Origin of the sequence: Rhodoblastus acidophilus (assembly GCF_025961575.1) — a bacterium.
In the GTDB taxonomy this organism is placed as follows: Bacteria; Pseudomonadota; Alphaproteobacteria; order Rhizobiales; family Beijerinckiaceae; genus Rhodoblastus; species Rhodoblastus acidophilus_C.
This window is the reverse complement of the sequence record NZ_JAOQNX010000039.1, coordinates 15,414-36,128: the sequence shown is the minus strand read 5'-3', so window position 1 is coordinate 36,128 and position 20,715 is coordinate 15,414. Positions and strand designations below refer to the sequence as shown.

General features: G+C 65.1%; 24 protein-coding genes and 1 riboswitch. Of the genes, 13 read left to right on the top strand and 11 right to left on the bottom strand.

The features are described 5' to 3' along the window. Positions 1 to 41 precede the first annotated feature (41 nt). The 8 genes from irrA (M2320_RS20875) (at position 42) to M2320_RS20840 (ending at position 4,870) form a co-directional block, all read left to right on the top strand. A complete protein-coding gene (irrA, locus tag M2320_RS20875; RefSeq protein WP_210304465.1) occupies positions 42 to 515 on the top strand; it encodes an iron response transcriptional regulator IrrA in 474 nt (157 codons plus the stop codon). Continuing rightward, on the top strand, positions 512 to 784 hold the full coding sequence (locus tag M2320_RS20870; RefSeq protein ID WP_264598936.1) for a hypothetical protein: 273 nt from the start codon (positions 512 to 514) through the stop codon (positions 782 to 784). The genes irrA (M2320_RS20875) and M2320_RS20870 overlap by 4 nt, the downstream gene beginning before the upstream one ends. A 219-nt stretch (positions 785 to 1,003) precedes the next feature. Next, positions 1,004 to 1,483 carry a hypothetical protein gene (locus M2320_RS20865; protein WP_264598935.1) on the top strand — a complete coding sequence of 160 codons (480 nt, stop codon included), beginning with the start codon at positions 1,004 to 1,006 and terminating at the stop codon, positions 1,481 to 1,483. A gap of 8 nt (positions 1,484 to 1,491) precedes the next feature. Then, a complete protein-coding gene (locus M2320_RS20860) occupies positions 1,492 to 1,809 on the top strand; it encodes a heavy-metal-associated domain-containing protein (protein WP_264598934.1) in 318 nt (105 codons plus the stop codon). 21 nt (positions 1,810 to 1,830) lie between these two features. Next, positions 1,831 to 2,139: a hypothetical protein gene (locus M2320_RS20855; RefSeq protein WP_264598933.1), complete on the top strand. Its 309-nt coding sequence runs from the start codon at positions 1,831 to 1,833 to the stop codon at positions 2,137 to 2,139. Next, complete coding sequence (locus tag M2320_RS20850; protein ID WP_264598932.1) at positions 2,126 to 2,452, top strand: hypothetical protein; 327 nt, start codon at positions 2,126 to 2,128, stop codon at positions 2,450 to 2,452. The genes M2320_RS20855 and M2320_RS20850 overlap by 14 nt, the downstream gene beginning before the upstream one ends. After that, the gene (locus M2320_RS20845) at positions 2,445 to 2,777 is read left to right on the top strand and encodes a YtxH domain-containing protein (protein ID WP_264598931.1); all 333 of its coding nucleotides are present in this window, start codon (positions 2,445 to 2,447) and stop codon (positions 2,775 to 2,777) included. Before M2320_RS20850 ends, M2320_RS20845 begins: the two co-directional genes overlap by 8 nt. Next, positions 2,774 to 4,870, top strand: a complete 2,097-nt coding sequence (locus tag M2320_RS20840; RefSeq protein ID WP_264598930.1) for a heavy metal translocating P-type ATPase — start codon at positions 2,774 to 2,776, stop codon at positions 4,868 to 4,870. The genes M2320_RS20845 and M2320_RS20840 overlap by 4 nt, the downstream gene beginning before the upstream one ends. Before the next feature lie 13 nt (positions 4,871 to 4,883). Here the strand turns inward: M2320_RS20840 and M2320_RS20835 are convergent, their stop codons facing one another. From M2320_RS20835 to M2320_RS20810, 6 genes are all read right to left on the bottom strand, one after another. Continuing rightward, entirely contained in the window at positions 4,884 to 5,090 is a 207-nt protein-coding gene (locus M2320_RS20835; RefSeq protein ID WP_264598929.1) for a heavy-metal-associated domain-containing protein, read from the bottom strand. Between the two features lie 190 nt (positions 5,091 to 5,280). Next, positions 5,281 to 7,746, bottom strand: coding sequence for a heavy metal translocating P-type ATPase (locus tag M2320_RS20830; protein ID WP_264598928.1), 2,466 nt, complete (start codon positions 7,744 to 7,746; stop codon positions 5,281 to 5,283). Continuing rightward, a complete protein-coding gene (locus M2320_RS20825; protein ID WP_264598927.1) occupies positions 7,707 to 8,315 on the bottom strand; it encodes a thiamine phosphate synthase in 609 nt (202 codons plus the stop codon). Before M2320_RS20825 ends, M2320_RS20830 begins: the two co-directional genes overlap by 40 nt. Further along, on the bottom strand, positions 8,312 to 9,091 hold the full coding sequence (locus M2320_RS20820; RefSeq protein ID WP_264598926.1) for a thiazole synthase: 780 nt from the start codon (positions 9,089 to 9,091) through the stop codon (positions 8,312 to 8,314). The genes M2320_RS20825 and M2320_RS20820 overlap by 4 nt, the downstream gene beginning before the upstream one ends. A 102-nt stretch (positions 9,092 to 9,193) precedes the next feature. After that, the gene (gene thiS / locus M2320_RS20815) at positions 9,194 to 9,391 is read right to left on the bottom strand and encodes a sulfur carrier protein ThiS (RefSeq protein ID WP_264598925.1); all 198 of its coding nucleotides are present in this window, start codon (positions 9,389 to 9,391) and stop codon (positions 9,194 to 9,196) included. Further along, entirely contained in the window at positions 9,360 to 10,388 is a 1,029-nt protein-coding gene (locus M2320_RS20810; protein WP_264598924.1) for an FAD-dependent oxidoreductase, read from the bottom strand. The genes thiS and M2320_RS20810 overlap by 32 nt, the downstream gene beginning before the upstream one ends. Positions 10,389 to 10,429: 41 nt before the next feature. Continuing rightward, positions 10,430 to 10,550, bottom strand: a riboswitch (TPP riboswitch). A gap of 517 nt (positions 10,551 to 11,067) precedes the next feature. Here M2320_RS20810 and M2320_RS20805 point away from each other — a divergent pair. Both M2320_RS20805 and irrA (M2320_RS20800) read left to right on the top strand, forming a co-directional pair. Then, positions 11,068 to 11,682 (top strand): Hint domain-containing protein, encoded by a 615-nt coding sequence (locus tag M2320_RS20805; protein WP_264598923.1) that lies wholly within the window; start codon positions 11,068 to 11,070, stop codon positions 11,680 to 11,682. Positions 11,683 to 11,804: 122 nt separating this feature from the next. Then, a complete protein-coding gene (irrA, locus tag M2320_RS20800) occupies positions 11,805 to 12,272 on the top strand; it encodes an iron response transcriptional regulator IrrA (RefSeq protein ID WP_184429217.1) in 468 nt (155 codons plus the stop codon). Between the two features lie 80 nt (positions 12,273 to 12,352). Here the strand turns inward: irrA (M2320_RS20800) and M2320_RS20795 are convergent, their stop codons facing one another. Next, the gene (locus M2320_RS20795) at positions 12,353 to 14,134 is read right to left on the bottom strand and encodes a cation:proton antiporter (RefSeq protein WP_264598922.1); all 1,782 of its coding nucleotides are present in this window, start codon (positions 14,132 to 14,134) and stop codon (positions 12,353 to 12,355) included. Between the two features lie 306 nt (positions 14,135 to 14,440). Here M2320_RS20795 and M2320_RS20790 point away from each other — a divergent pair, with 306 nt between their 5' ends. Then, entirely contained in the window at positions 14,441 to 15,181 is a 741-nt protein-coding gene (locus tag M2320_RS20790) for a sensor histidine kinase (protein WP_264598921.1), read from the top strand. A 4-nt stretch (positions 15,182 to 15,185) separates the two neighbouring features. Here the strand turns inward: M2320_RS20790 and M2320_RS20785 are convergent, their stop codons facing one another. Beyond that, on the bottom strand, positions 15,186 to 16,748 hold the full coding sequence (locus M2320_RS20785) for an undecaprenyl-phosphate glucose phosphotransferase (RefSeq protein WP_264598920.1): 1,563 nt from the start codon (positions 16,746 to 16,748) through the stop codon (positions 15,186 to 15,188). An 87-nt stretch (positions 16,749 to 16,835) separates the two neighbouring features. Continuing rightward, a complete protein-coding gene (locus tag M2320_RS20780; RefSeq protein ID WP_264598919.1) occupies positions 16,836 to 17,621 on the bottom strand; it encodes a TOBE domain-containing protein in 786 nt (261 codons plus the stop codon). Positions 17,622 to 17,829: 208 nt separating this feature from the next. Here M2320_RS20780 and M2320_RS20775 point away from each other — a divergent pair, with 208 nt between their 5' ends. Both M2320_RS20775 and M2320_RS20770 read left to right on the top strand, forming a co-directional pair. Continuing rightward, entirely contained in the window at positions 17,830 to 17,991 is a 162-nt protein-coding gene (locus M2320_RS20775) for a Flp family type IVb pilin (RefSeq protein ID WP_184429223.1), read from the top strand. A 338-nt stretch (positions 17,992 to 18,329) separates the two neighbouring features. Then, on the top strand, positions 18,330 to 18,491 hold the full coding sequence (locus M2320_RS20770) for a hypothetical protein (RefSeq protein ID WP_184429224.1): 162 nt from the start codon (positions 18,330 to 18,332) through the stop codon (positions 18,489 to 18,491). Between the two features lie 22 nt (positions 18,492 to 18,513). Here the strand turns inward: M2320_RS20770 and M2320_RS20765 are convergent, their stop codons facing one another. Together M2320_RS20765 and M2320_RS20760 are read right to left on the bottom strand one after the other, a co-directional pair. Further along, positions 18,514 to 19,503, bottom strand: coding sequence for an alkaline phosphatase family protein (locus M2320_RS20765; RefSeq protein ID WP_264598918.1), 990 nt, complete (start codon positions 19,501 to 19,503; stop codon positions 18,514 to 18,516). A 759-nt stretch (positions 19,504 to 20,262) separates the two neighbouring features. Further along, the gene (locus M2320_RS20760; protein WP_184429226.1) at positions 20,263 to 20,715 is read right to left on the bottom strand and encodes a type II toxin-antitoxin system RatA family toxin; all 453 of its coding nucleotides are present in this window, start codon (positions 20,713 to 20,715) and stop codon (positions 20,263 to 20,265) included.

Genomic DNA, 20,715 nt, shown 5'->3' with positions numbered 1-20,715 from the left:
TAGCTTTTCCGCATCAGGACAATGCTTTCGCGGATGAGACCATGGAGACCTTCGGCGGCGAGAAATCCCGGGCGCGCATCGCCTATGACTGGCGTGGCGGCCCGCTGGCGCGGATGATCCGGCAGCGCCTGCAGGCGGCGCGCCTGCGTCCCAGCCGGCAGCGCGTCAGCCTCGCCGGGCTGCTGTTCGTCGCCGGCGACCGCCATGTCACCGCGGAGCAGCTTTACCGCGAGGCGCAGGCGCTCGAAATGCCGCTGTCGCTCGCCACGGTCTACAACACATTGCGGCAGTTCGTCGCCGCCGGACTGATCCGGGAGATCGCGGTGTTCGGCTCCAAGGTCTGGTACGACACCAATGTCGGCTCCCACAGCCATTATTTCGATGAAAACCGGCAGCGGCTCTCCGACATTCCCGAGGATTTGACCAAGAATCTCAAGATCGCGCCGCCGCCCGGCTACCGCGTCGTCGGCGTCGACGTGATCGTTCGCCTCTGCGACGACGACGCCCTCCAATGAGCTTTCAACCCGACGAGGCCAATATGTGCGACATCGCCCGTGAACGACACAGAATCGACGCCCTGATCGCCGAGGCGATCACGCCATTTCGTTACCTGGACAGCGCCGGCGACGCGCTGCTGGTCGATCTCGCCTTCGCCGCGCTCAGCGCGCAGTTTTTGGACTTCGTGGCGCCGGCTGCGATCCGGGCGCGATGCGAAAGCACGATCGCGCGGCTGCGGCGGGCGCCCGAAGCGGAGCGGGCGTTTCTGTCCATGCCGGCGGAGTGATCTTGGGCCGCCAATTTGACGCTCACGCTCCGTTAAAGCGACGCTCAAGTAACCGTCAGGTGACATCCAAGTGACGTTCAAGTGACATGAGACATGTTGGAAGGAGTCTAAAACGTGTCGGATTGGTTGCGGCCAAGGTTGTGAAACGCCATTGATGGTTGAAACGTCGGCAGGGTGAGTCGCTTCGCGCCGTCCCTGTCGCGCCAGCGGAATTGCGCCATGAGTCCTTTGAACCCGTTTGCATCCGCCCTGCCCGGCCGGATCAGGCTCCGTCATCCCGCGCTGCGGAATCGCGACATCCATGCGCGGGTTCTGGACAGCTTGCGGGAATTTGCGGACATCGAAAGCAATCCGGCGGTCGGATCGATGCTGTTGCGCTTCGATCCGACGGACGCCGAGCTGGAGGCGCGCATCCGCGCCGAGGTCGCGGCCTTGCTGGGCCCCGCCGAAGCCTCGCCCGCCGAGCCCGGGTCCGAGACCGCCGCCACGGCGCCGCCCCCTGCCCCGCATGGGTCGCGGCGTCGCCGGCGCGCCAAATGGGAGCTGAACCGCGCCGCCAAGATCGGCGCGGTCGCCAGCATGGCTTTGTCGCTCGCCGCCTTGAAATCCAGCCGCAAGCTTCACGCGCAGGCGGGCGTTCTGTCCCTTGCGCTCACGCTGATCCATATCGTCGTCCACCGGCGGCACGTGCTGCGATAGGAGCCGCCATGACCTCCACCGCTTCCCCGCTGCTCGGTCTGGTCCGCCAGCTCAGCGTCGCCCACCACATTCCCGGCCGCATCCGGCTGAAAATGCGGGAAAACCTTCCCCATGAGCTGATCGCCGAGGCCAAAAAATTCGGTCAGGCGCTCGGGGGGGTCGAGGGCATACGATCCGTCGGCGTCAATCCCTTGGCCCGGTCCTGCACCATCGAATATGACGCCCGCGCGATCCCGCCTTCGGCCTGGAGCGGCTTTCTCTCGGGCGAGGCCACGCCCGAGAGCGAAATTCTGCGGCGCCGTCTGCTCGACGCCGCCCACGCCTGATTTGACTGAAAGGAGATCGTCATGCTGCCCGTTTTGACTTTTGTGGCCGGCATAGCGGCCGGCGCCCTCGGGGTGCGCATGCTGAAGACATCCAAGGCGCCCGCCAAGCTGACGGCGCTGGCGCACAAGGCGCGCAGCGGATTCGACAAAGCCGGCGAGGAGCTGCGCGACGTCACGGTGTCCGGCCTGAGCGCGGTCGAAAAATCTTCCGCCAGCTTGCGCGCCAAGCTGGGCGGACAGGCTGAGGCGGCGACCGACCAGCCGGACGCCGCGCCGGCCAAAGATGACCCCGCCGCGGCCCAGGAAGGCGCGAAACATGAAAAAGCTTAAGGTAAGAACGCCGCAACCGCTCGCGCCGGCGGAGCTCTCCAACAATTTCATCCGCGGTCTGGTCGCCACCGGCCTGCTGGCCGCGATCCAGAATCGCGCCGCCGGCGCGTCGCCCAACCGCAAGGTGGCGCAACTCGCGTTGCAGGGCGGCTTCGCTCTCGCCGCCGGCGTCGCCACCGCCGACAGCCTGCGCCGCCAGGATTACCTGAGCGCCGCGCTGGCGATCGCCGGAGGCGTCGCGGGCGTGATGGCGGTCGAAACCTTGCTCACCACAGAAACCCACGATGCGCCGAAGGAGGCCGAAATTGGCTAAGAAGAAGAAAAAGGGAAAAGGCCTGAAGCGCCGTCAACTGCAGCGCCTGCTGGCGGGTCAGGCCAATATGGCGCCGCCGGCCAACCAGGGCGTGTTCGCCAGCCTCAGCAACCTGCTGCCCAAGGGCCGCAACGAACAATTCCTGCTCGGCCTCGCGGTTGGCGGGATCGCGGCCTATGTCCTGTCCGACGAGCAGATCCGCGGCAAAATGTTCAAGAGCGCGATCCAGGCCTATTCCAGCGTGATGGGCGGTTTCGCCGAAATGAAGGAGCAGATGGCCGATCTGGCGGCGGAAGTCGAGGCGGAACAGAGCGCCGCGGCATGACGGCTCAGCCCTGGCTGCGCACGCTGAAAGTCGTTCACCGGCTGCCCGGGCGCGTGCGCCTGCGCTATCGCCGCAATCTCGACGCGCCCGACGCGGCCGCGCTCGAAGGCATGGCGCGGCTGATCGACGGCGTGACCTCGGCCAGGGTCAACGCCCGCGCGGCGTCGCTCACCATCGTCTTCGACACCCAGCGCACCTCCGTCATGACCATTGTCGGGGCTTTGGCCGAGATGCGCTGGGACGAGGTCAAAACAAAACCGCGCGACGACGATGGCGCCGGGGCTTTGGCCTCGTCGCTCGCCGTGCTGCTCGGCGCCAATGTTCTGCCCATGCCGGCGCGGCTTCCGGTCAGCCTCGCCGCGGCGCTGCCGATGCTGCGCGAGGGCGTGGCCGATTACCGCGAGAACGGCGTCACCAGCCATGTGCTGGAGGCGATGGCGGTGTCGATCTCGCTGGCGCGCTCCGATTTCCTCGCCGCCAACGCCACCACATTCATGCTGGCGCTCGGCGAATATCTGGAAGGCACGATCGCGCGGCGCTCCGACGATCTGCTCAAACATTTGTTGCGCCCGAGCAGCGACCTCATCTGGGTGTTGCGCGACGGCGAGGAGGTTCAAATTCCCACCGGCGAGGTCGCCGTGGGCGAGTCCGTCGTGGTCGGCGCCGGCGCGGTGATTCCCGTGGACGGCACGGTGATGTCCGGAGAGGGCGTCGTCAACGAAGCGGCGATGACCGGCGAAAGCGTCTCGGTGATCAAGACGCGCGGCGCAAAGGTCCTGTCCGGCACCAGCATGGAGGATGGCCGGCTCACCATTTACGCCGAACAGGTGGGACGTCATACCGCCGCCGCGCGCATCGCCGATTATGTCGAGCAATCGCTGACGGCGAAAAGCGAGGCCCAGCTCGACGCCGCGCGCCTTGCCGACCGGCTGGTGCCGACGGTTCTCAAACTCGCCGGCGTCTCCGCCGTGCTGACCGGCGACTGGCGCTCCGCCGCCTCGGTGCTTCAAGCCGACTATTCCTGCGCGCTAAAACTGGCGACGCCGGTAGCGTTCAAATCGGCCATGTACAATGCGGGACAGGCCGGAATTCTGGTCAAGGGCGCGACCGCGCTGGAGCGGCTGGCGCAGGCCGACACATTCATTTTCGACAAGACCGGCACGCTCACCACCGGCCATCTGGAGGTGACGGATTCCATCGCCTTCGACACCGCCTATAGCGCCGAAGACCTGATCTGCCTCGCCGCTTCGGTCGAGGAGCATTATTTTCATCCGCTGGCCATGGCGGTGGTCAATGCCGCGCAGGCGACCGACAAGAACCACCATTTCGACCACACCGAAGTCCAGTTCATCGTCGCGCATGGCGTGGCGAGCGAAGTCAACGGCCAGCGCGTGGTGGTGGGCTCCAGGCATTTCGTCGAGGACCATGAGGGCATCGACCTCTCGGCGCAGACCGAAGTGGTCGACCGCCTATATCGCGAAGGCAAGACGCTGCTGTTCATCGGTTTTGGCGGGCGCCTGCTCGGCATACTGGCGCTGAAGGATTCGTTACGCGCCACCGCCGCCGAGACGATCGCGCGCCTGCGGCGCGCGGGCGTCAAACGCATTCTGATGCTGAGCGGCGACCATCACGACCGCGCCGCGGAGCTCGCCGAAAAACTCGGGCTCGACGGCTATCACGCCGAACTCACGCCGGAGGACAAGGCCGGGATCGTCGCCGAGCTCAACGCCAAGGGGGCGAAGATCGCCTTCGTCGGCGACGGCATCAATGACGCGCCGGCGCTCGCCGGGGCGCATGTCGGCGTCGCCATGCAGAAAGGCGCAGATATCGCCCGGCTCACCGCAGATGTGGTGCTGCTGGAGGATTCGCTCGCCCGAATCGCCGACGCCCGCGCGCTCGCCAATGCGGCGATGGCGCGGATCGACACGAATTACAAGCTGACGGTCGGGCTCAACACCGCCATTTTGGGTTTCGCCGCCTTGGGCCTGCTGTCGCCGGTCGCGACCGCCGTGCTGCACAATGGCGCGACCATCGGCATTCTGCTCAACGCGTTCCGAGGCTCCGCGCCCAAGGCGGACAAGCGCCGCGCCTGATTCGAGATTTGCTCTACGCCTGCCGAGCGGGATAGCCCGCTTCGGTGACGGCTTGCGCCAGCGCTTGCGGATTGGCGACGGAGGGCGCGATCGTCACCCGCTTGGTCTCCAGCTCGACCTGCACCTGCGCCTCCGGCGCCTGCGCCTGAATCGCCTTGGTGACCCGCGCCGCGCATTTGCCGCAGCTCATGCCCTCGACATGGAGAATCGTTTCGCTCATTGCCCCTGCCTCCTCTGCCGTATCGCGCCGAAGTTTCCCGAAAGAACATTTGGAGAAACCACGTCAACTCCGGCCTGTGGATAAGTCTGATAACTCGGTTGCGCTGTAGTCCTGGCGTCATTTTCTAAGAACAAAACCGAACCGCTCACGTCAAGTTTAATCTTTTATTAACTAAACCTTCACCGCGCCGTCACGACGCGAAGCTCCTCAAGCGGAGCGCGTTGGCGAGCACGAAAAGGCTCGAACAGGCCATCGCCGCCGCGCCCAGCGCCGGATTGAGCAGCGTTCCGTTCCAAGGATAGAGCGCGCCCATCGCCACGGGAACCAGGACCACATTGTAGCCGAAGGCCCAAAACAGGTTTTGCTTGATATTGCGCAGCGTCGCACGCGACAGCGCCACAGCCTGCGCCGCCTTGACGGGATCGGCGCCCACCAAAACCACTTCGGCGCTGGCGCGCGCGATTTCCGAGCCCGTGCCCATGGCGAGGCCGACATCGGCCGCCGCCAGCGCCGGCGCGTCGTTCACGCCGTCGCCGGCGAAGGCGACGGGGCCGCGCAGGCTCAAGTTTTGCAAAATCTCGACCTTGCCCTCGGGTTTCAGGCCGGCAAAAACTTCGCTCACCCCAGCTTGCGCGGCAATGGCGTTCGCCGTGGCGGCGCGGTCGCCGGTGAGCATGGCGACATCGACGCCCAATTTCTTCAGCGTCGCCACCGCCTGCGCCGAGCTGGGGCGCAGCGGATCGGAAAAGGCGAAAACGGCGGTCGCGCGGCCGTCCACCGCGAGGAAGAAGCAGCTCGCCCCCTGCCCCGCCAAAACTTCGGCTTCGGCTTCGAGCGCGGGCGAATGCGCGGACAGCGCCGCCATGAACTCGCCGGAACCGACCGCGATTTTTTTGCCGCCGACAGTGGCGGCGACGCCCAGGCCTGGCTGGTAGGCGAAATTTTCGACGTCCGGCGTGGCGAGCCCCCGCGCATGGGCCGCCTCGACCAGCGCGCGGGCGAGCGGATGCTCGGAACGGGATTCGACCGCCGCCGCCAGCGCCAGAGCCTCATCATCGCTCAAATTCTCGGCGCGCAGGGCGGTGAGCTGCGGTTTTCCCTCGGTGAGCGTGCCGGTTTTGTCGAACGCCACGGTTTTGACGCCCGCCAGCGTCTGCAGCGCGTCGCCGCGGCGGAAGAGGATTCCCAGTTGCGCGCCGCGCCCGGTGCCGGTCATCAGCGCCGCCGGCGTGGCCAATCCCATGGCGCAGGGACAGGCGATGATCAGCACGCTCACGGCGTTGACCAGGGCGAGGGACAAGGCGGGTTCTGGTCCGAAAATCATCCAGAGCGCAAAGGTGAGGGCGGCGATTCCCAACACCGTGGGGACGAAAATGGCCGTGACCTTGTCGGCGAGCGCCTGGATCGGCAGTTTCGCGCCTTGGGCGCCCTCGACAAGCCGGATAATTCCGGCCAGCGCCGTGCCGGCGCCGACTTTTTCCGCCCGCATCAGCAGAAAACCGGCGGAATTGACCGCGCCGCCGATCAGGGGATCGCCCGGCTTTTTGGCGACCGGCAGGCTTTCGCCGGTCATGAGGGCTTCGTCGACGTGGCTCGCGCCTTCGACCACCACGCCGTCCACCGGGATCGGCTCGCCCGGCCTGATCTCGACGAGATCGCCGACGCGGACTTCTTCGACGGGCAAGTCGATGGCGCCGGTCTCGCGGCGGACGTGGGCGATTTTCGGCTGCAAGGCGCCGAGCGCCGCTATGGCCTGGGCGGCGCGGCCTTTGGCCCGCGCCTCCAGCCAGCGGCCCAGCAGGATGAAGGCGACGATGGCGGCCGCCGATTCGAAATAGGAGTGGCGCGCGCCCTCCGGCAGGATGTTTGGGGCGAAGGTGGCGAGCAGCGAATAGAGGTAGGCCGCGCCCGCCCCCAGCGCCACCAGCGCGTTCATGTCGGGGGCGCCGCGCCGGAGCGAGCCGAAACCCAGCTTGAAAAAGCGCCGGCCCGGACCCGCCAGCACGAAGGTGGTCAGGGCCGCCGCCAAAAACATCGGAGTTTGGTGGCCCAGGGTGGCGTGGGGGGCGCTGGCGAAGTCGTGGGACATGTGCGCGCCCATTTCGAGCGCGACCACCGGGACCGCGCCCGCCGCCGCGAGCCAAAAATCGCGCTTGAGGCGAGCCGCTTCCTTTTCGCGGGTTTCCAGCGGTTCCGCGTTTTCGACCGGGCTCGGCTCGTAATCCTCGGCGCGGATGGCGGCGGCCAGCGTGGCGTAATCGACCGCGCCCGCCAAAACCTCGACGGTGGCGCGGTTGTTGGCGAGATTGGCCGTGGCCGAGAGCACGCCGGGGACTTTTTTCAGCGCCTTTTCGACATGGGCGACACAGGCGCCGCAACTCATGCCGCCGACGCCGATCTCAAACGTCTGGCGGCGGGCAGGATAGCCTTCTTCTTCCACCCTTTGGGCGAGCGCCGCGAGGTTCGCTTCGGGGGCGAGGTCGAGTTCGGCGCGTTCGGTGGCGAGGTTGACGCGGGCGTCGCGCACGCCCGGCGCGGATTTGAGGGCCTTTTCGACATGGGCGACGCAGGCGCCGCAGGTCATGCCTTCGATTTCGAGTGTGGCGGTGTGCAGGGTCATGCCGCTGATATGGGGCGGCGGGTCGCCGCAATCCATTCCCGACAGCGCGCCTCCGGGTCTGGGTTCAGAGAAATGTCGGTGACAACAGCCGCACTGTCGGCGCCGGCCTTAAAGCTCTCCTGCGCGCGCTCGGGCGTCAGGCCGCCGATGGCGACCAGTGGCAGCGCGCCGATTTTTTGCCGCCAGAGCGCGATTTTGCCGAACCCTTGGGGCGCCCAGGGCATTTTTTTCAGGATGGTCGGGAAAATTGGGCCGAGCGCCACATAATCCGGCTCGGCGTCGAGCGCCTTTTGCAACTCGGCCTCGTCGTGGGTGGAGATTCCGAGTTTCAGGCCTCCCGCCTTGATCGCATTGAGGTCGGCGCTCAAAAGATCTTCTTGGCCGAGGTGAACAAAATCGCAGCCGAGGTCCAGCGCGAGGCGCCAATGGTCGTTGACGATCAGTTGCGCGCCATGGGTCTTGCAGAGATCGCGAGCTTCCGCGATCTGCTCGCGCAGGTCTTCGGCTTGCTTGACCCTGAGTTGCGCCAGTTTGACGCCGCAGGGGAGCAGGCGGCGCAGCCAACCGACGTGATCGACGATGAGATAAAATGGGTCGAGCTTCATGTGAAGGCGCGCCCCAGGACCGGGGTGGAGGGTTCGGCCATGTCGCGGGGCTCGATCGGCAGCGCTTTGTAGGCGGCGCGGCCGGCTTCGCAGGCGAGCGCAAAAGCGCGGGCCATGGCGGCGGGATCGCCGGCGCGGGCGATGGCCGTGTTGAGCAGAACCGCGTCATAGCCGAGTTCGAAGGCTTGCGCGGCCTGCGAGGGCGCGCCGAGTCCGGCGTCGATGACAAGGGGGATGTCGCGGAAGCGGGCGCGCAGGGCGCGCAGGCCGAAGATATTGTTGAGGCCGCGGCCCGAGCCGATCGGCGCGCCCCAGGGCATCAGCACGCGGCAGCCGGCGTCCACGAGGCGGTCGGCCAGGGTGACGTCCTCGGTCATGTAGGGAAAAACGTCAAAACCGTCGTCGCAAAGGATGCGCGCGGCTTCGACGAGGCCGAAGGGGTCTGGGGCCAAGAGGTCGTCGTCGCCGATCACCTCCAGCTTGATCCAGGTGGTGTTGAAAAGCTCGCGGGCCATGTGGGCGGTGGTGACCGCCTCCTTGACGCTGCGGCAACCGGCGGTGTTGGGCAGGACGCGCAGGCCGAGATCGCGGATCAGGCCCCAAAAACTTTCGCCGGCGCGGGAGCCCCCGGCCTCGCGGCGCAGCGAGACGGTGACGACCTCGGCTTTCGAGGTTTTCAATGCTTCGGCGAGGATGGCGGGCGACGGATATTGCGAGGTGCCGACCAGCAGGCGGGAGGTCAGCGTGACGCCGTAGAAGGTGAGCGGATCGGTCATGGGCGCGCGCAAATTCTGCAGGGTTGAAGCGATGTCCCGGCGTGGATGCCCGGGACAAGCCCGGGCATGACGGTGTTTGTCATGCGTGGCAATTCCTGCACGTCACCCTCCCTGTCTGGGGCTCAACACTTCCACGCGGTCCCCCTCATTCAACGCGCAGGCGTCCCGGTCTTTGGCGCGCACAAAAATTTCGTTGACCGCCGTGGCGACCAGGGCGGGTTCGTAGCCGAGTTCAGACAGCAGCGCGGCGAGCGTCGCCGCCTGCGCCTCATGCGCTTCGCCGTTGACCGCGATCTTCATCCATCACCTCCGGGAAATGGGCGCCGTCCAGAATGACGCCGGCCGCGCGGCTCGCCAAGGGCGGCGACAGCAAAAAGCCGTGCCGATACAGCCCGTTGAGGAACAGTTTTTTGCCCTCGCGGCGGATGCGCGGCAAATTGTCGGCAAAGCTCGGCCGCACGTCCGAGCCGGTCTCCAGAATTTCGGCCTGGGCGAAGGCCGGGTTCAGCGCAAAGGCGGAATTGACGAGTTCCACAAGACTTTCCGCCGTCACCCGGGCGCGCTCCTCGTTCTCGTACATGGTGGCGCCGACCATGATGGTTCCATCGGGGCGCGGCACGAGATAGACGGGATGGCGCGGATGCACCATGCGCACCGGCCGCGAGAGTGTGATATCCGGGGCGCGGACGATCATCATCTCGCCCTTGACGCCGCGCAGGCCGGAAAGGTCGGGCTTGGCGGCAAAACCGCGACAGTCGAGGGTCCAATCGGCCGTGTCCGCGAGGGTTTCGGCGTCCGCGCTATAGGTGATGGCGACATTGGGTTTCTGCGCCAGATGCTCGGCGAGTTTTTTGAGGGCTTCGCGGGGGGCGAGATGGGCCTCCTGCTCGAAATAGAGCGCGAGATCGAAATTTTCAGCGAGGTCGGGCTCGAGCGCCGCTATGGCGTCGCGGTCGAGCGTGACGAAATTTTTGGTGCGCCTGGAAAAATGCAGGAGGTCGGGACGATCGCGCTTCGGCGCCACGACAAGGCTGCCGCGCTTTTCCGCGACCGGGAAAGTCTCGGTCCAGAATTTTAGGGCTTCTTCGCCGAGCGTGGCGACGATCGGCTCGGTCGATTCGGCCTCGCACCAGGGCGCGATCATGCCGCCGGCATAATGCGAGCAGCCGCGTCCGGGGCCCTCGGCCTTTTCGACGATTTCGACGGCGAGGTCGCGGTTTTGGGCTTCCGCCTGTCGCAGGAGTTCGAAGGCTGCGGTCAATCCGGCGGCGCCGGCCCCGATGATTCTGATGCGCATCAAACCTCCCGCGACATGGGGCGCGGAAAGGCTCGGGTTTTCGAGTCGATCAGCGCCATTCCTCCGCCAGCATGACCTGGTTCAGGTGTGAGGGTCGCCGGGCGATTTTCGGAAATCTCGCCGGCCTCTCAGCCCCCTGCCGGGGCTCCCCTTGGCTTTGGCGATATGTGGACCCGGGGGCGCGCGGGGTCAAGCGGGCCTTACGGCAGAACGCAACCCCGTGTCGTGTGCAAGAGAGCCGAGATGCGCTATCATGGCGCGAGGTTGGTTTTCCTAGCGATTTCCCAACATAGGCATTGACCAAATGCATAGTTTTTCATTCGACTTCAACGCACAATTTTCAAGCGGACAGAATTTTGGAGTCATGACGGGAACGATCGCGTTCTCCTATGACCATTATGACTGGCCATTGTTCAGCGGGTTGGGCATTACCTCAGCTGAGGTTAAAATCGATTACGGAATAGAGAGCGTCACATTTTCCACTGAAGACGCGCTTATTTGGTCGTATCCCAATCAGCGTTATTCCAGAAACATCGACCTTTTCAAAGACGAGCATTCTGGCGGATCTTCTTTTTCTGTCTCACTCGAATTAGAAGACGGCTTTATCCAAGGCCACAACGATTACATTCCCGATCTACGCCTTTTGGCCTTAAACAGCAGCAACGGCGATGCGTTCTCCTTGATCGATTTCAAAGCCACATTCATTGGAGACGCGCCCTGTTTCTGCGCAGGAACGCTGATCGCCACTCCGGAAGGCCCGCGCGCTGTCGAGACCCTGCGCATCGCCGATCGCGTGCTCACCGCCAACGGCGGCGTCGAGACCCTGCGCTGGATCGGGCGGCGCGCCGTCGACACGCGCTTTGCCGATCCGCTGCGCGCCTGGCCGGTGCGCATCGCCGCCGGCGCGCTCGGCGACGCCCTGCCCACACAGGAGCTGCGGCTGTCGCCGGACCACGCGCTCTATCTCGACGGCGTGCTGGTCCAGGCGGGGGCGCTGGTCAATGGCCGCACCATCGTCCAGCAGCGGCCCGAAAGCGAAACTTTCACCTACTACCACCTCGAAATCGACTCGCATGCGCTGATCCTCGCCAATGGCGCGCCCGCCGAGACCTTTGTCGACACCGTCACCCGCATGGGCTTCGACAATTGGGCCGAACATGAAGCGCTCTATCCCAGCGGACGCAATGTCGCCGAACTGCCGTTTCCGCGCGCAAAATCGGCGCGGCAGGTTCCGCGCGCCTTGCGGCGCCGGCTCGACGCCCGGGCCGAGGCGCTGACGCCGCAGGCGGCCTGACCTATCGCGTCGTTTCTTTCCGCTCGTGGCGCCCAATTTGCTTTCTAGCACATGCGACAAACTTAGAGTCTTTCTAAGAGCGTCAGGCCGTGCTAGATCGTGACACGAATGAGGCGGAAATCATGGCGCAATCGACTTCAACCCTCGGCAAGCCGGCCCGGCCCACCTATGACTGGGTCAATGGCGCTCTGGCGCGGCTGGTTCGCGACAAACTGCGCGCCGTCGACTTGCGCCCGACGCGGCAAAGGGTGAGCATCGCCAGCCTGCTGTTTGTCGCCGGCGACCGCCATGTCACCGCCGAACAGGTGTTCGCCGAGGCGCAGGCGCTGAAAATGCCGCTGTCGCGGGCGACCGTCTACAACACGTTGCATCAGTTCGCCGACGCCGGCCTGGTGCGCGAGATCGCGCTCTACGGCTCAAAAGTCTGGTACGACACCAAGACCGGGTCGCATTGCCATTATTACGACGAAGACCGCTCCGTGCTGTTCGACATGGAGCAGGACGTCACCCACCAGTTGCAGCTGAAGGCGCCCAAGGGCAAGCGCATTGTCGGGGTCGACGTGATCGTGCGGGTCGCCGACGACAATTAGGCTCGCGGGCCGGGGAGAGGACCGAATCGCGCCCTGCCCGCTCGCACTCACCGCAAGAACGTCAAGCGCAATTCGTCCCCCTATGTGGTTTTCGCCTTGACGGCGTGGCTCTCGTCGCGGCCTGCCAGGCGCGCCGCCTGTTGCAAGGCATGGCGGAACTCGTCGCGCCTTTGATGGATCGAGGCGATGGCGTGGCCGGTCGCCACCCCTAGCCCGACCAGCGTCGCTTCCGACAATTGCAGGCTCGCTTCGATGGTTTCGGGCACGGCGTCGGTCACGCCCAGAGCGTAGAGCCGGCGCGCGTGATCCTCGTCGCGGGCGCGGGAGACGATCATCACATCGGGCCGCGCCGCGCGGATGCGCTCGACGATCAGGTCGATGGTCTTGCGGCCGTTGATGGTGAGGATCACGCCAGTCACCTGTTTCAGCCCGATGGCCTCGAGCACGCGCGGGTCCGAGGCGTCGCCGAAATGGACGAGATGGCCGTCGCCGCGGTCGCGCGCCACCCCATTGGCGTCATGGTCGATGGCGACGAAGCCGACCTCGTGCTGCCGCAGCAGCGAACACACCACTTTGCCGACACGGCCATGGCCGACGACAATGGCGTGCCGGTCTCCGGGCTGCGCGCGAAACGTGAGGTCCGGCTCGGCGGCGGCCGGGGCTGGCGGTTTGAGGCGCCGCGCCGCCAGCGACAGAATCGGCGTCAGCGCCATGGTCACGGCGGCCGCCGCCAGCGCGGCGCTGGCGACCGGCGGGGGCAGCAGTTTGAGCGACGACGCCATGCCGATGCTGACGAAGGCGAATTCGCCGCCGGGGCCGAGCAGCGCGCCGGTTTCGACCGAAATGCGCCAGTTCGCGCGGAAAAAATGCGCCAGAACGACGAAGATCGCGAGTTTCAGGACAATCAGGCCCGCGACGATTCCGATGAGCAGGCCGGGCTCGTGCAAAAATTCTCGAAAATCGATCTTCATGCCGACGGTGAAGAAGAACACGCCGAGCAACAGGCCCTTGAACGGGTCGATGGCCGCCTCGATCGCCTTGCCATAGGCGGTTTCCGCCAGCATCAGCGCGATGACGAAGGCGCCCAGCGCCATGGACAGGCCGGCCTCGTGGGCGAGCAGCCCGGAGCCGATGATGACGAACAAAGCGGCGGCGATGAACAGTTCCGTCGAGCCCGCCGTCGCCACCAGTTCGAACATCGGGCGCAACAGGAACCGGCCAAACAGGACAATCGCGCCAATGGCGACGCTCGCCTTGAGCAGCGCGACGCCAATGCTGACCAGAACGGACTCGCCAGCGCCATTGCCGAGGATCGACACCAGCACGATGATCGGCACGACGGCGAGGTCCTGGGCGAGCAGGACGGCGAAGCTCAGACGGCCGACGTTCGAGGTGAGACGCCCCTGCCCCGCCAGGATTTCCAGCACGATGGCGGTCGAGGACAGAGCAAGGCTGAGGCCGATGATGGTCGCGGGGCCCAGCTCCAGGCCGAGAGCGACGCCTATTCCGGTGAGCGCCGCGCCGGTGACGGCGACCTGCAACCCGCCGAGGCCGAACACCAGTTTTCGCATGGTGAACAGCCGCTTCACCGACAATTTCAGGCCGATCAGGAACAGCAGGAAGACGACGCCCAGCTCGCCTATGCCCGAAATGCTGTCCGGATTGACCACCGTCACCCAGTAGAGGAAGGGAAATTTTTCGATCTGCGAGCCGAACCCCAGCGGTCCCAGCACGGCGCCGGCGCCGAGATAGCTGAGGATCGGGCTGACGCCGAAACGGCGCAGCGCCGGAACAATGATCCCGGCGACGCCGAGCACCACCAGAATGTCGCTGAAGATCTCGATCGTATTCGACTCGCTCATGCCCGACCATAGCCGGAAAACCGCGCATTAACAGCGCTATTGTCCGGCGCCGCATGAGCTGCGCCCAGGCGATTCGCGCGCGTCGCAACATCAAACAAAAAACGCAACAGATATTTCTTGCCGTAATGTCTCGAAGGGAGGATATTGATGCGGCATATTGCCGCGCTCTCGCATCCGTGATGCGGGCTTGCAGATCATTCCGATCGCTCTGAACTGCAAATCGTCGGAAACGAATTCATCATGCGCAAGGTGGCTTTCAGTAAGCGCGCGAATTCGGATCCTCGATTCGGAGGAGCCGACGCCGTCATGCCGCACGATCCGTTCGCGGCGCAATTCGCACAGTCGGAAAAGCTGGCGGCGCTCGGCGAAATGGCCTGTGGTATCGCTCACGATATCAACAATATCCTTCAGGCGGTGATCATTGGCGCCGAAATCATCCGCCAGCGCCCGAACGACGCACAGCATGTCGAGAAAACGTCGAAACTCCTGTCGCTGGCGGCGACGCGCGGCGCCTCGATCGTCCGCCGCGTGCTCACGCTTGCGCGTCCATCGGAACGGTGTGCGCAAGCGGTCGACACATCCATTCTGTTGGCCGAGCTTTCCGATTTGCTGGTTCTGTCTCTCGGCGATGGCGTGAAGCTGAGGATGCATTTTGGCGCCGACTTGCCGCGCGTTTGTGTCGATCGCGCCGAATTCGAAACGGTGCTCATCAACCTCGCCATCAACGGCCGCGACGCGATGAACCAGGGTGGCGCGCTGACGGTCTCGGTCTATTCCCAGTCCGTGGACGACACGCAGGTCGGCCTGCCTCCGGGAGACTATCTCCGCGTGGATGTGGTCGATTCCGGTTCGGGCATGGACAAGGACACGCTCTCCCGCGCCATGGAGCCGTTCTTCTCCACCAAGCCGGCGGGAAAGGGGACCGGGCTCGGTCTCTCAATGGCGCGCGATTTCGCCGAACGTTTCGGCGGCGCGCTGAGGATTTCCAGCGCGCCGGGCTTTGGAACGTCGGTGACGCTCAGGCTGCCGACCGCCCCGTGCGCGTAAGCCGTCAGAACGCGTTTTTGCCCGTCAGCACCACCCAGGGCGTCTTCAACAGAATGCCGACGTCCAGCCAGAGCGACCAGTGCTCGATATAGTGCAGGTCATGGGCGACGCGCTGCTCGATCTTTTCGAACGTGTCGGTCTCGCCGCGCCAGCCGTTGACCTGCGCCCAGCCGGTGATGCCCGGCTTGACCCGGTGGCGGGCGAAATAATTGTCGACCACCTGCTCATAGGCGCGTCCGGCCGCCGCCCCCTTGAGGGCGTGGGGGCGCGGACCGACCAGCGACAGGTCGCCGCGCAGCACGTTGAACAATTGCGGCAATTCGTCCAGCGAGCTGCGGCGCAGGAAGGCGCCGAACGGGGTCACGCGCGGATCGCCCCGCGTCACCAGTTTCGCCGCGCCATAGTCGCACTGGTCGACATACATGGAGCGGAACTTGTAGACGCCGAATTCCTCGTTGTTGAAGCCGTAGCGCTTTTGCACGAACAGGATCGGTCCGCGCGAGGACAGGCGCACGCCCAGGGCGATCACAAGCAGCAACGGCGACAGGGCGACGATCAGGGCCGCGGCGACGCAGCGGTCGAAGATCGCCTTCAGCGCCACGTCCCAATCGTTCATCGGCTTGTCGAAGGCCGGCAGGAACGGCACGTCGCCGATGAAATTGTAAGCGCGGTCGCGCAGGCGCAGCTTGCCGCCGAGCGCGGAAATGCGCACGTCCACCGGCAGCGTCCAGAGTTTTTGCAGGATGTGGAGGATGCGATCCTCCGCCTTGAGCGGGAAGGCGACGATCAGCAGGTCGACCTTGTAGGCGCGGCAAAAGTCCTCGAGGTCGTCGAAGGTCCCGAGCAGGCGATAGCGCGTCATTTCCGGGGGCAACCGCGTGCGGTCGCGGTCGTCGAACACGCCGAGGATGTCGAGCGCGCCCTTGCCCGATCGTTCCAGGCGGCGGATGGTTTCGAGCGCCTGTTCGCCGCCGCCGACGATCACGGTGCGGCGGGCGAGCGCGCCTGTTTTCGTCCAGGCGCGGATCGCCAGCGACAGGCCGGCGCGCCCGACCAGGGCGGCCCCAAAGGCCCAGACGAACCAGTCCAGGCTCCATTGGCGCAAGAAGGCCATGTCCACGGCGCCGGCCTGCACGCAGGCCGCGTTCCAGATGGCGAGCGCCAGCGCAAGGGCGAAGGCGAGGTCGAGGCCCTGGCGCGGAAAGTCCGAGAGCGCCCGGATCGTGTAGGACCAGCGCGCCCGTAAGGCGACCAGCGCCACCGCCGCGGTCAGCGCGAGCCCCCAAGCCAACAGGGCCAGGTCCGGCTCGACGCCGTAGAGCGCGCCGAAATAGGTGAGGACGCCCGCCGCCAGTATGGCGCCGAGGTCGAAGAGGAAGGCCGCGCCGACGATCATCGGTTGCGAGATCGCGCCACGCGGTTTGGGCGCGGGATCGCATCTGCGGGTTTCGGCGGCGGCCAGCCCCACCACCAGGCGCAGGTCGGCGACATGGAATTCGGGACGGCGCGCCGTCTCACGCGCTTGATTCTGATCTCGCTTTGGACAGGTGGGTTGCGGCAAGCTCATGCGCGTTATCATCCGAAAGCTCGCCTCGCAACGGAGGCGGTGCTTGAAACTGCTCGGAATTTACGTAACAGAGGTAAAGAAAACCGCTCAGCTGACGGCGAGAATCACGTGATTGGCGTCGAATTGCGCCGCCGCCCGCCCGCCGGCCTCCAGCTGCAGCGCCTCGACATGTTCGCGCGCCGTGACCACAGTCAGGGTCTTGCCGCCGCCGATGTCGAGGTGGATTTCGCTGTTGCGCTCGGCGTCGATGCGCTCCTTCACCTCGCCGACAAAATGATTCCGTCCCTGCGCGCCTTCAGGCGCGCTCAACCGGATGAACGAGGATTTGACCAGGGCCAGGGCGCGCCGCCCCGGCGCGAGATGCAGATCGTCGGCGGATTCATTGGTGACGATGGCGTGAATGCGCTGGTCAAGCCCGAATTTCAGGGTCACCTCGACATCAACCGGCCAGCGCCGCACCGTCTCGACCTCGGACTGGAACACGTTGCGGGCCGAAATGCGCGCCCCCACCGTCCACAGCAGCGCCTCCTCCTGGCCTTCGAGCCCCTCTTCGGCGATAAGATTGGTGATGAACGACAGCTTCTCTTCCAGCTTGTGGAAGGTGGCGATCAGCCGCAGCCCTTCGGGCGTGACCTCGGCGCCGCCGCCGGAGCGGCCGCCCGGGCGCGTGCGGAACGCCGGCGTGGGGAGCAGATTGTTGACCGCATTGACCGAATCCCAGGCGGTCTTGTAGCTGAAGCCCGTGGCCTTGGCGGCCTTGGCGATGCTGCCGAACTCGGCGACCTTTTCAAGAAGCTTGATGCGGTCGCGGCCCACGAGAAACCGGCCGCCGCCATGCAGCGCCAGCAATGCGTCGATCTTGTTGTCCGTCATGCCGAAAAATCCAGCCTCGCCGCCGGCCAGCGTTACACGATTTCGGCGCGCGGCGGAAATTGTTCCGGGCCTTCGCCCAAACCCGATCGCTTCAGCTCCATTAGGGTCAACATTACTCGGCAACGTAAAGCTGTAAGAAACTTTTTTGGTAGCATTGTTGGCGCGACGGCGGCCCGGGCGGACCGCCGGGATATTGAGGGACAAGACAATGCGATTACTTAAATCCTTCCTCCGCGACGAAAGCGGCGCCACGGCGATCGAATATGGCCTGATTGCGGCCCTGATCTCGGTCGTGGCCATCGCCACCCTGACCACCACCGGCAGCCGGCTCAACGCGAAATTCACCAAGATTGCGAACGGCTTGAGCTGATCGCGCTGGACCGGTCGCGGGCCAGGACAGAACCGAATCGCGCCCGCTCCCCCGTCTCAAACCGTTAACGCGCCGCGCATGATTCGCTGCGGCGCTCCTTCAGGAGCCCGTTCGCCGAATGGGCTCTTTTTATTTGTTTCCAAAGCTATTTCGCCAAATCGCTCTCCGGCGCCCCTCTCGCCCGGCGCGCAACAGCTCCGACGCTCTCTTCCATGGATTCCGGGCGTGAGCGGACAATCGATCGATTTGTTTCCGTTACGTTAGTCGAGGCGCAACCTCTGGCGCATAGACCTCGCGGCCGACGGAACACACGCAACAAGTTGCAGGAGATCATGGGAATGCGGGGGCCACAACGATTGCGCCACAACGAGCGCGCCGCGTCAGCCGCCGAATATGCCCTGATCGTCTGCCTGCTCGCGGTGATCGCGCTGTCGATTCTCGCCCGCACGGGCGAACCGCCCCGCGCCGAACTCGGCGCCATCGCCGGACAGATCGACTGACCGGCGCCCGCTGCGCAGAGGGTCAGGGGCGCGCGCCCCCACAGGCGGGATAGAACAAGGTCTCCATCGCCGGAGCCCCGGCCGCCTTGCGCAACCGGACCAATCCGAAACCATCCTCGATGGTCGCCAGCAGCGCGTAATGGTCGAGCCGCGCAGTTTCCCGGACCGGTTGGCCGCAGGGCGTGGCGACGAGCGTGGCGATATGGTTGTCGGCCCCGGCGACGCGCCGGGCGATCTCCGAGGGCGGGTTGGGATAGATCGGACGCGCGCCCTCATCGAAGGTCACCACGAACACGGCGCGCGCGCTCCAGGCCTTTGACGCACGGATGCGCGCAAAGACGTCGCGGACCGTGGCGTCATAGTCCCGCGCCAGCTGGTCGCGGTCACCACACGTTCCCAGCCCGTGGCCGTCGTGGCACTGGTTGGGGACGATCAGGGCGAAATTGGGCGCATCCTGGTCGAGGTCCTGGGCGAAAGCGTCGAGCGGCTTCATCCGGGCGCGCGCCTCGGCGTTTTGGGCGAAGGGGGTAAAGAACGGAAAAGGATTGTGCTTTTGCGCATAGAGCGGTTCGGCGCGCGACGGCGCGGCCGCGACCATGGCGCCGGGCGCCGGAAGGCTTTCGGCATAGACAGCGTAGGTGAGCCCCGCGGCCGTCAATTGTTCGGCCAGACTGTCGCCGTCGATGCGATTGCAGGCCGCGCCGGGCGTCAGATCGGAGGCGAAGCAGCTTGGCCGGTCGTCGCGGATGCCGAATGTGTCGCCGCCGACCAAAGCGAGATAGTTGGGCAGGCTCGGATGGGCCACGCCGAAATATTGGGTGGCGAGACCGGCGCGCTCCGCCAGCTCGCGCAGGAACGGCGTGGGACCGTTGAGGACCGCATCGTCGAAGCCGCGATTTTCCAGAACGAGAACAAAGACGTGATCGAGCCGACGCGCCGTAGCCTCTACGGTCTGGGCCATCAGCAGGCCGAGCAGCGCGATGATGAGGCGAGCGCGCGCATTCCGTTTCAAGCGAAGTCTCCCGGTGATTCGCGCTCAGGATAAGCCGCAGCTTGATGCGGCGCCATGCCGGCTTGACCCCTTTTTCGAGCGTGAGCGGGGCGCGAAATTTTCCTGTTGACGCCGGCAAAAAAAGTGGCAGTATTCATTGTATTGCAGCCTCGATTGAAAGACGTGCGGAGCCGCTTCCAAGTCGAGGTCAACGCCCAGGGCTACGAACCCACGCGGCGAGCAATAAACAAATCGTTCCCCGCAGGCCTGGTTTCGAGACTTAAAACGCCGCGAATCCGCTTGCTGGTCGAGATTTCTGAGCCGGAACGCCCGAATGCGCGGTGTCCGGACTGTGAAAAACGGAACGCGAGCATGACTCCACCGCAGAGCCAATCGACCTCCGGCCCTTGATGGGGCGCGACATACGCCGTTTTCACGTATGTCGGGGATGTGCCGCTAAACCGAAGGGAGTAGCAGATCAGACAATCCACTTCTGCACATACGCGGTTTGATACCGCATGACCTTCTGATTTTTATCGGAAATCGCCAAAGCGCGATTACAGGCCCCGTTCCGCCCTCGGCGACGGGGCCATCTCTTTTTTGGGGACGTATCATCCCCTGTGGCGGCGGCGGAGAACTGGGCGGCGCTCAGCGCGGCCTGTGCCGTGAAATATTATTTTTGGGATCAGCCTATCTCTAGGCGTCTGTTTCCCGGCGAGGCGCGCGCAATACTTTATTTACCCCTCAGCAATCTCTCGGCGCCAGACGAATACGTCAGCGTCAGACGCCAAAGATCTGGTCGGCCCGCGCCTCGAAGGCGGTCGAGAACTTCCGGAACGCCGCGTCGAACATGCCGCCCATCAGCGTCGCCAGCATGCGGTTGCGGAATTCATAGGCGATGAAGAATTCCACGCGGCAGGCGCCATTCCCCGCATCGGCAAAAGTCCAGCGGTTCTCCAGATGGCTGAAGGGGCCGTCGACATAGGTGACCTCGATGCGATGCGCGGCGCGGTTCGCAACCACGCGACTCGTGAATTTTTCGCGCACCGCCTTGTAGCCGACCTCCATTTCCGAGACGAAAACCGTCGCGCCGTCGGAGCCGGGGAACCGCCGCTTGATCTTGATGCCGAGGCAGAGCGGGACGAATTGCGGATAGGATTCGACGTCGGAGACCAGATCGAACATCTGATCCGGCGTGTGTTTGACCACATGACTGGTGCGAAACGACGGCAT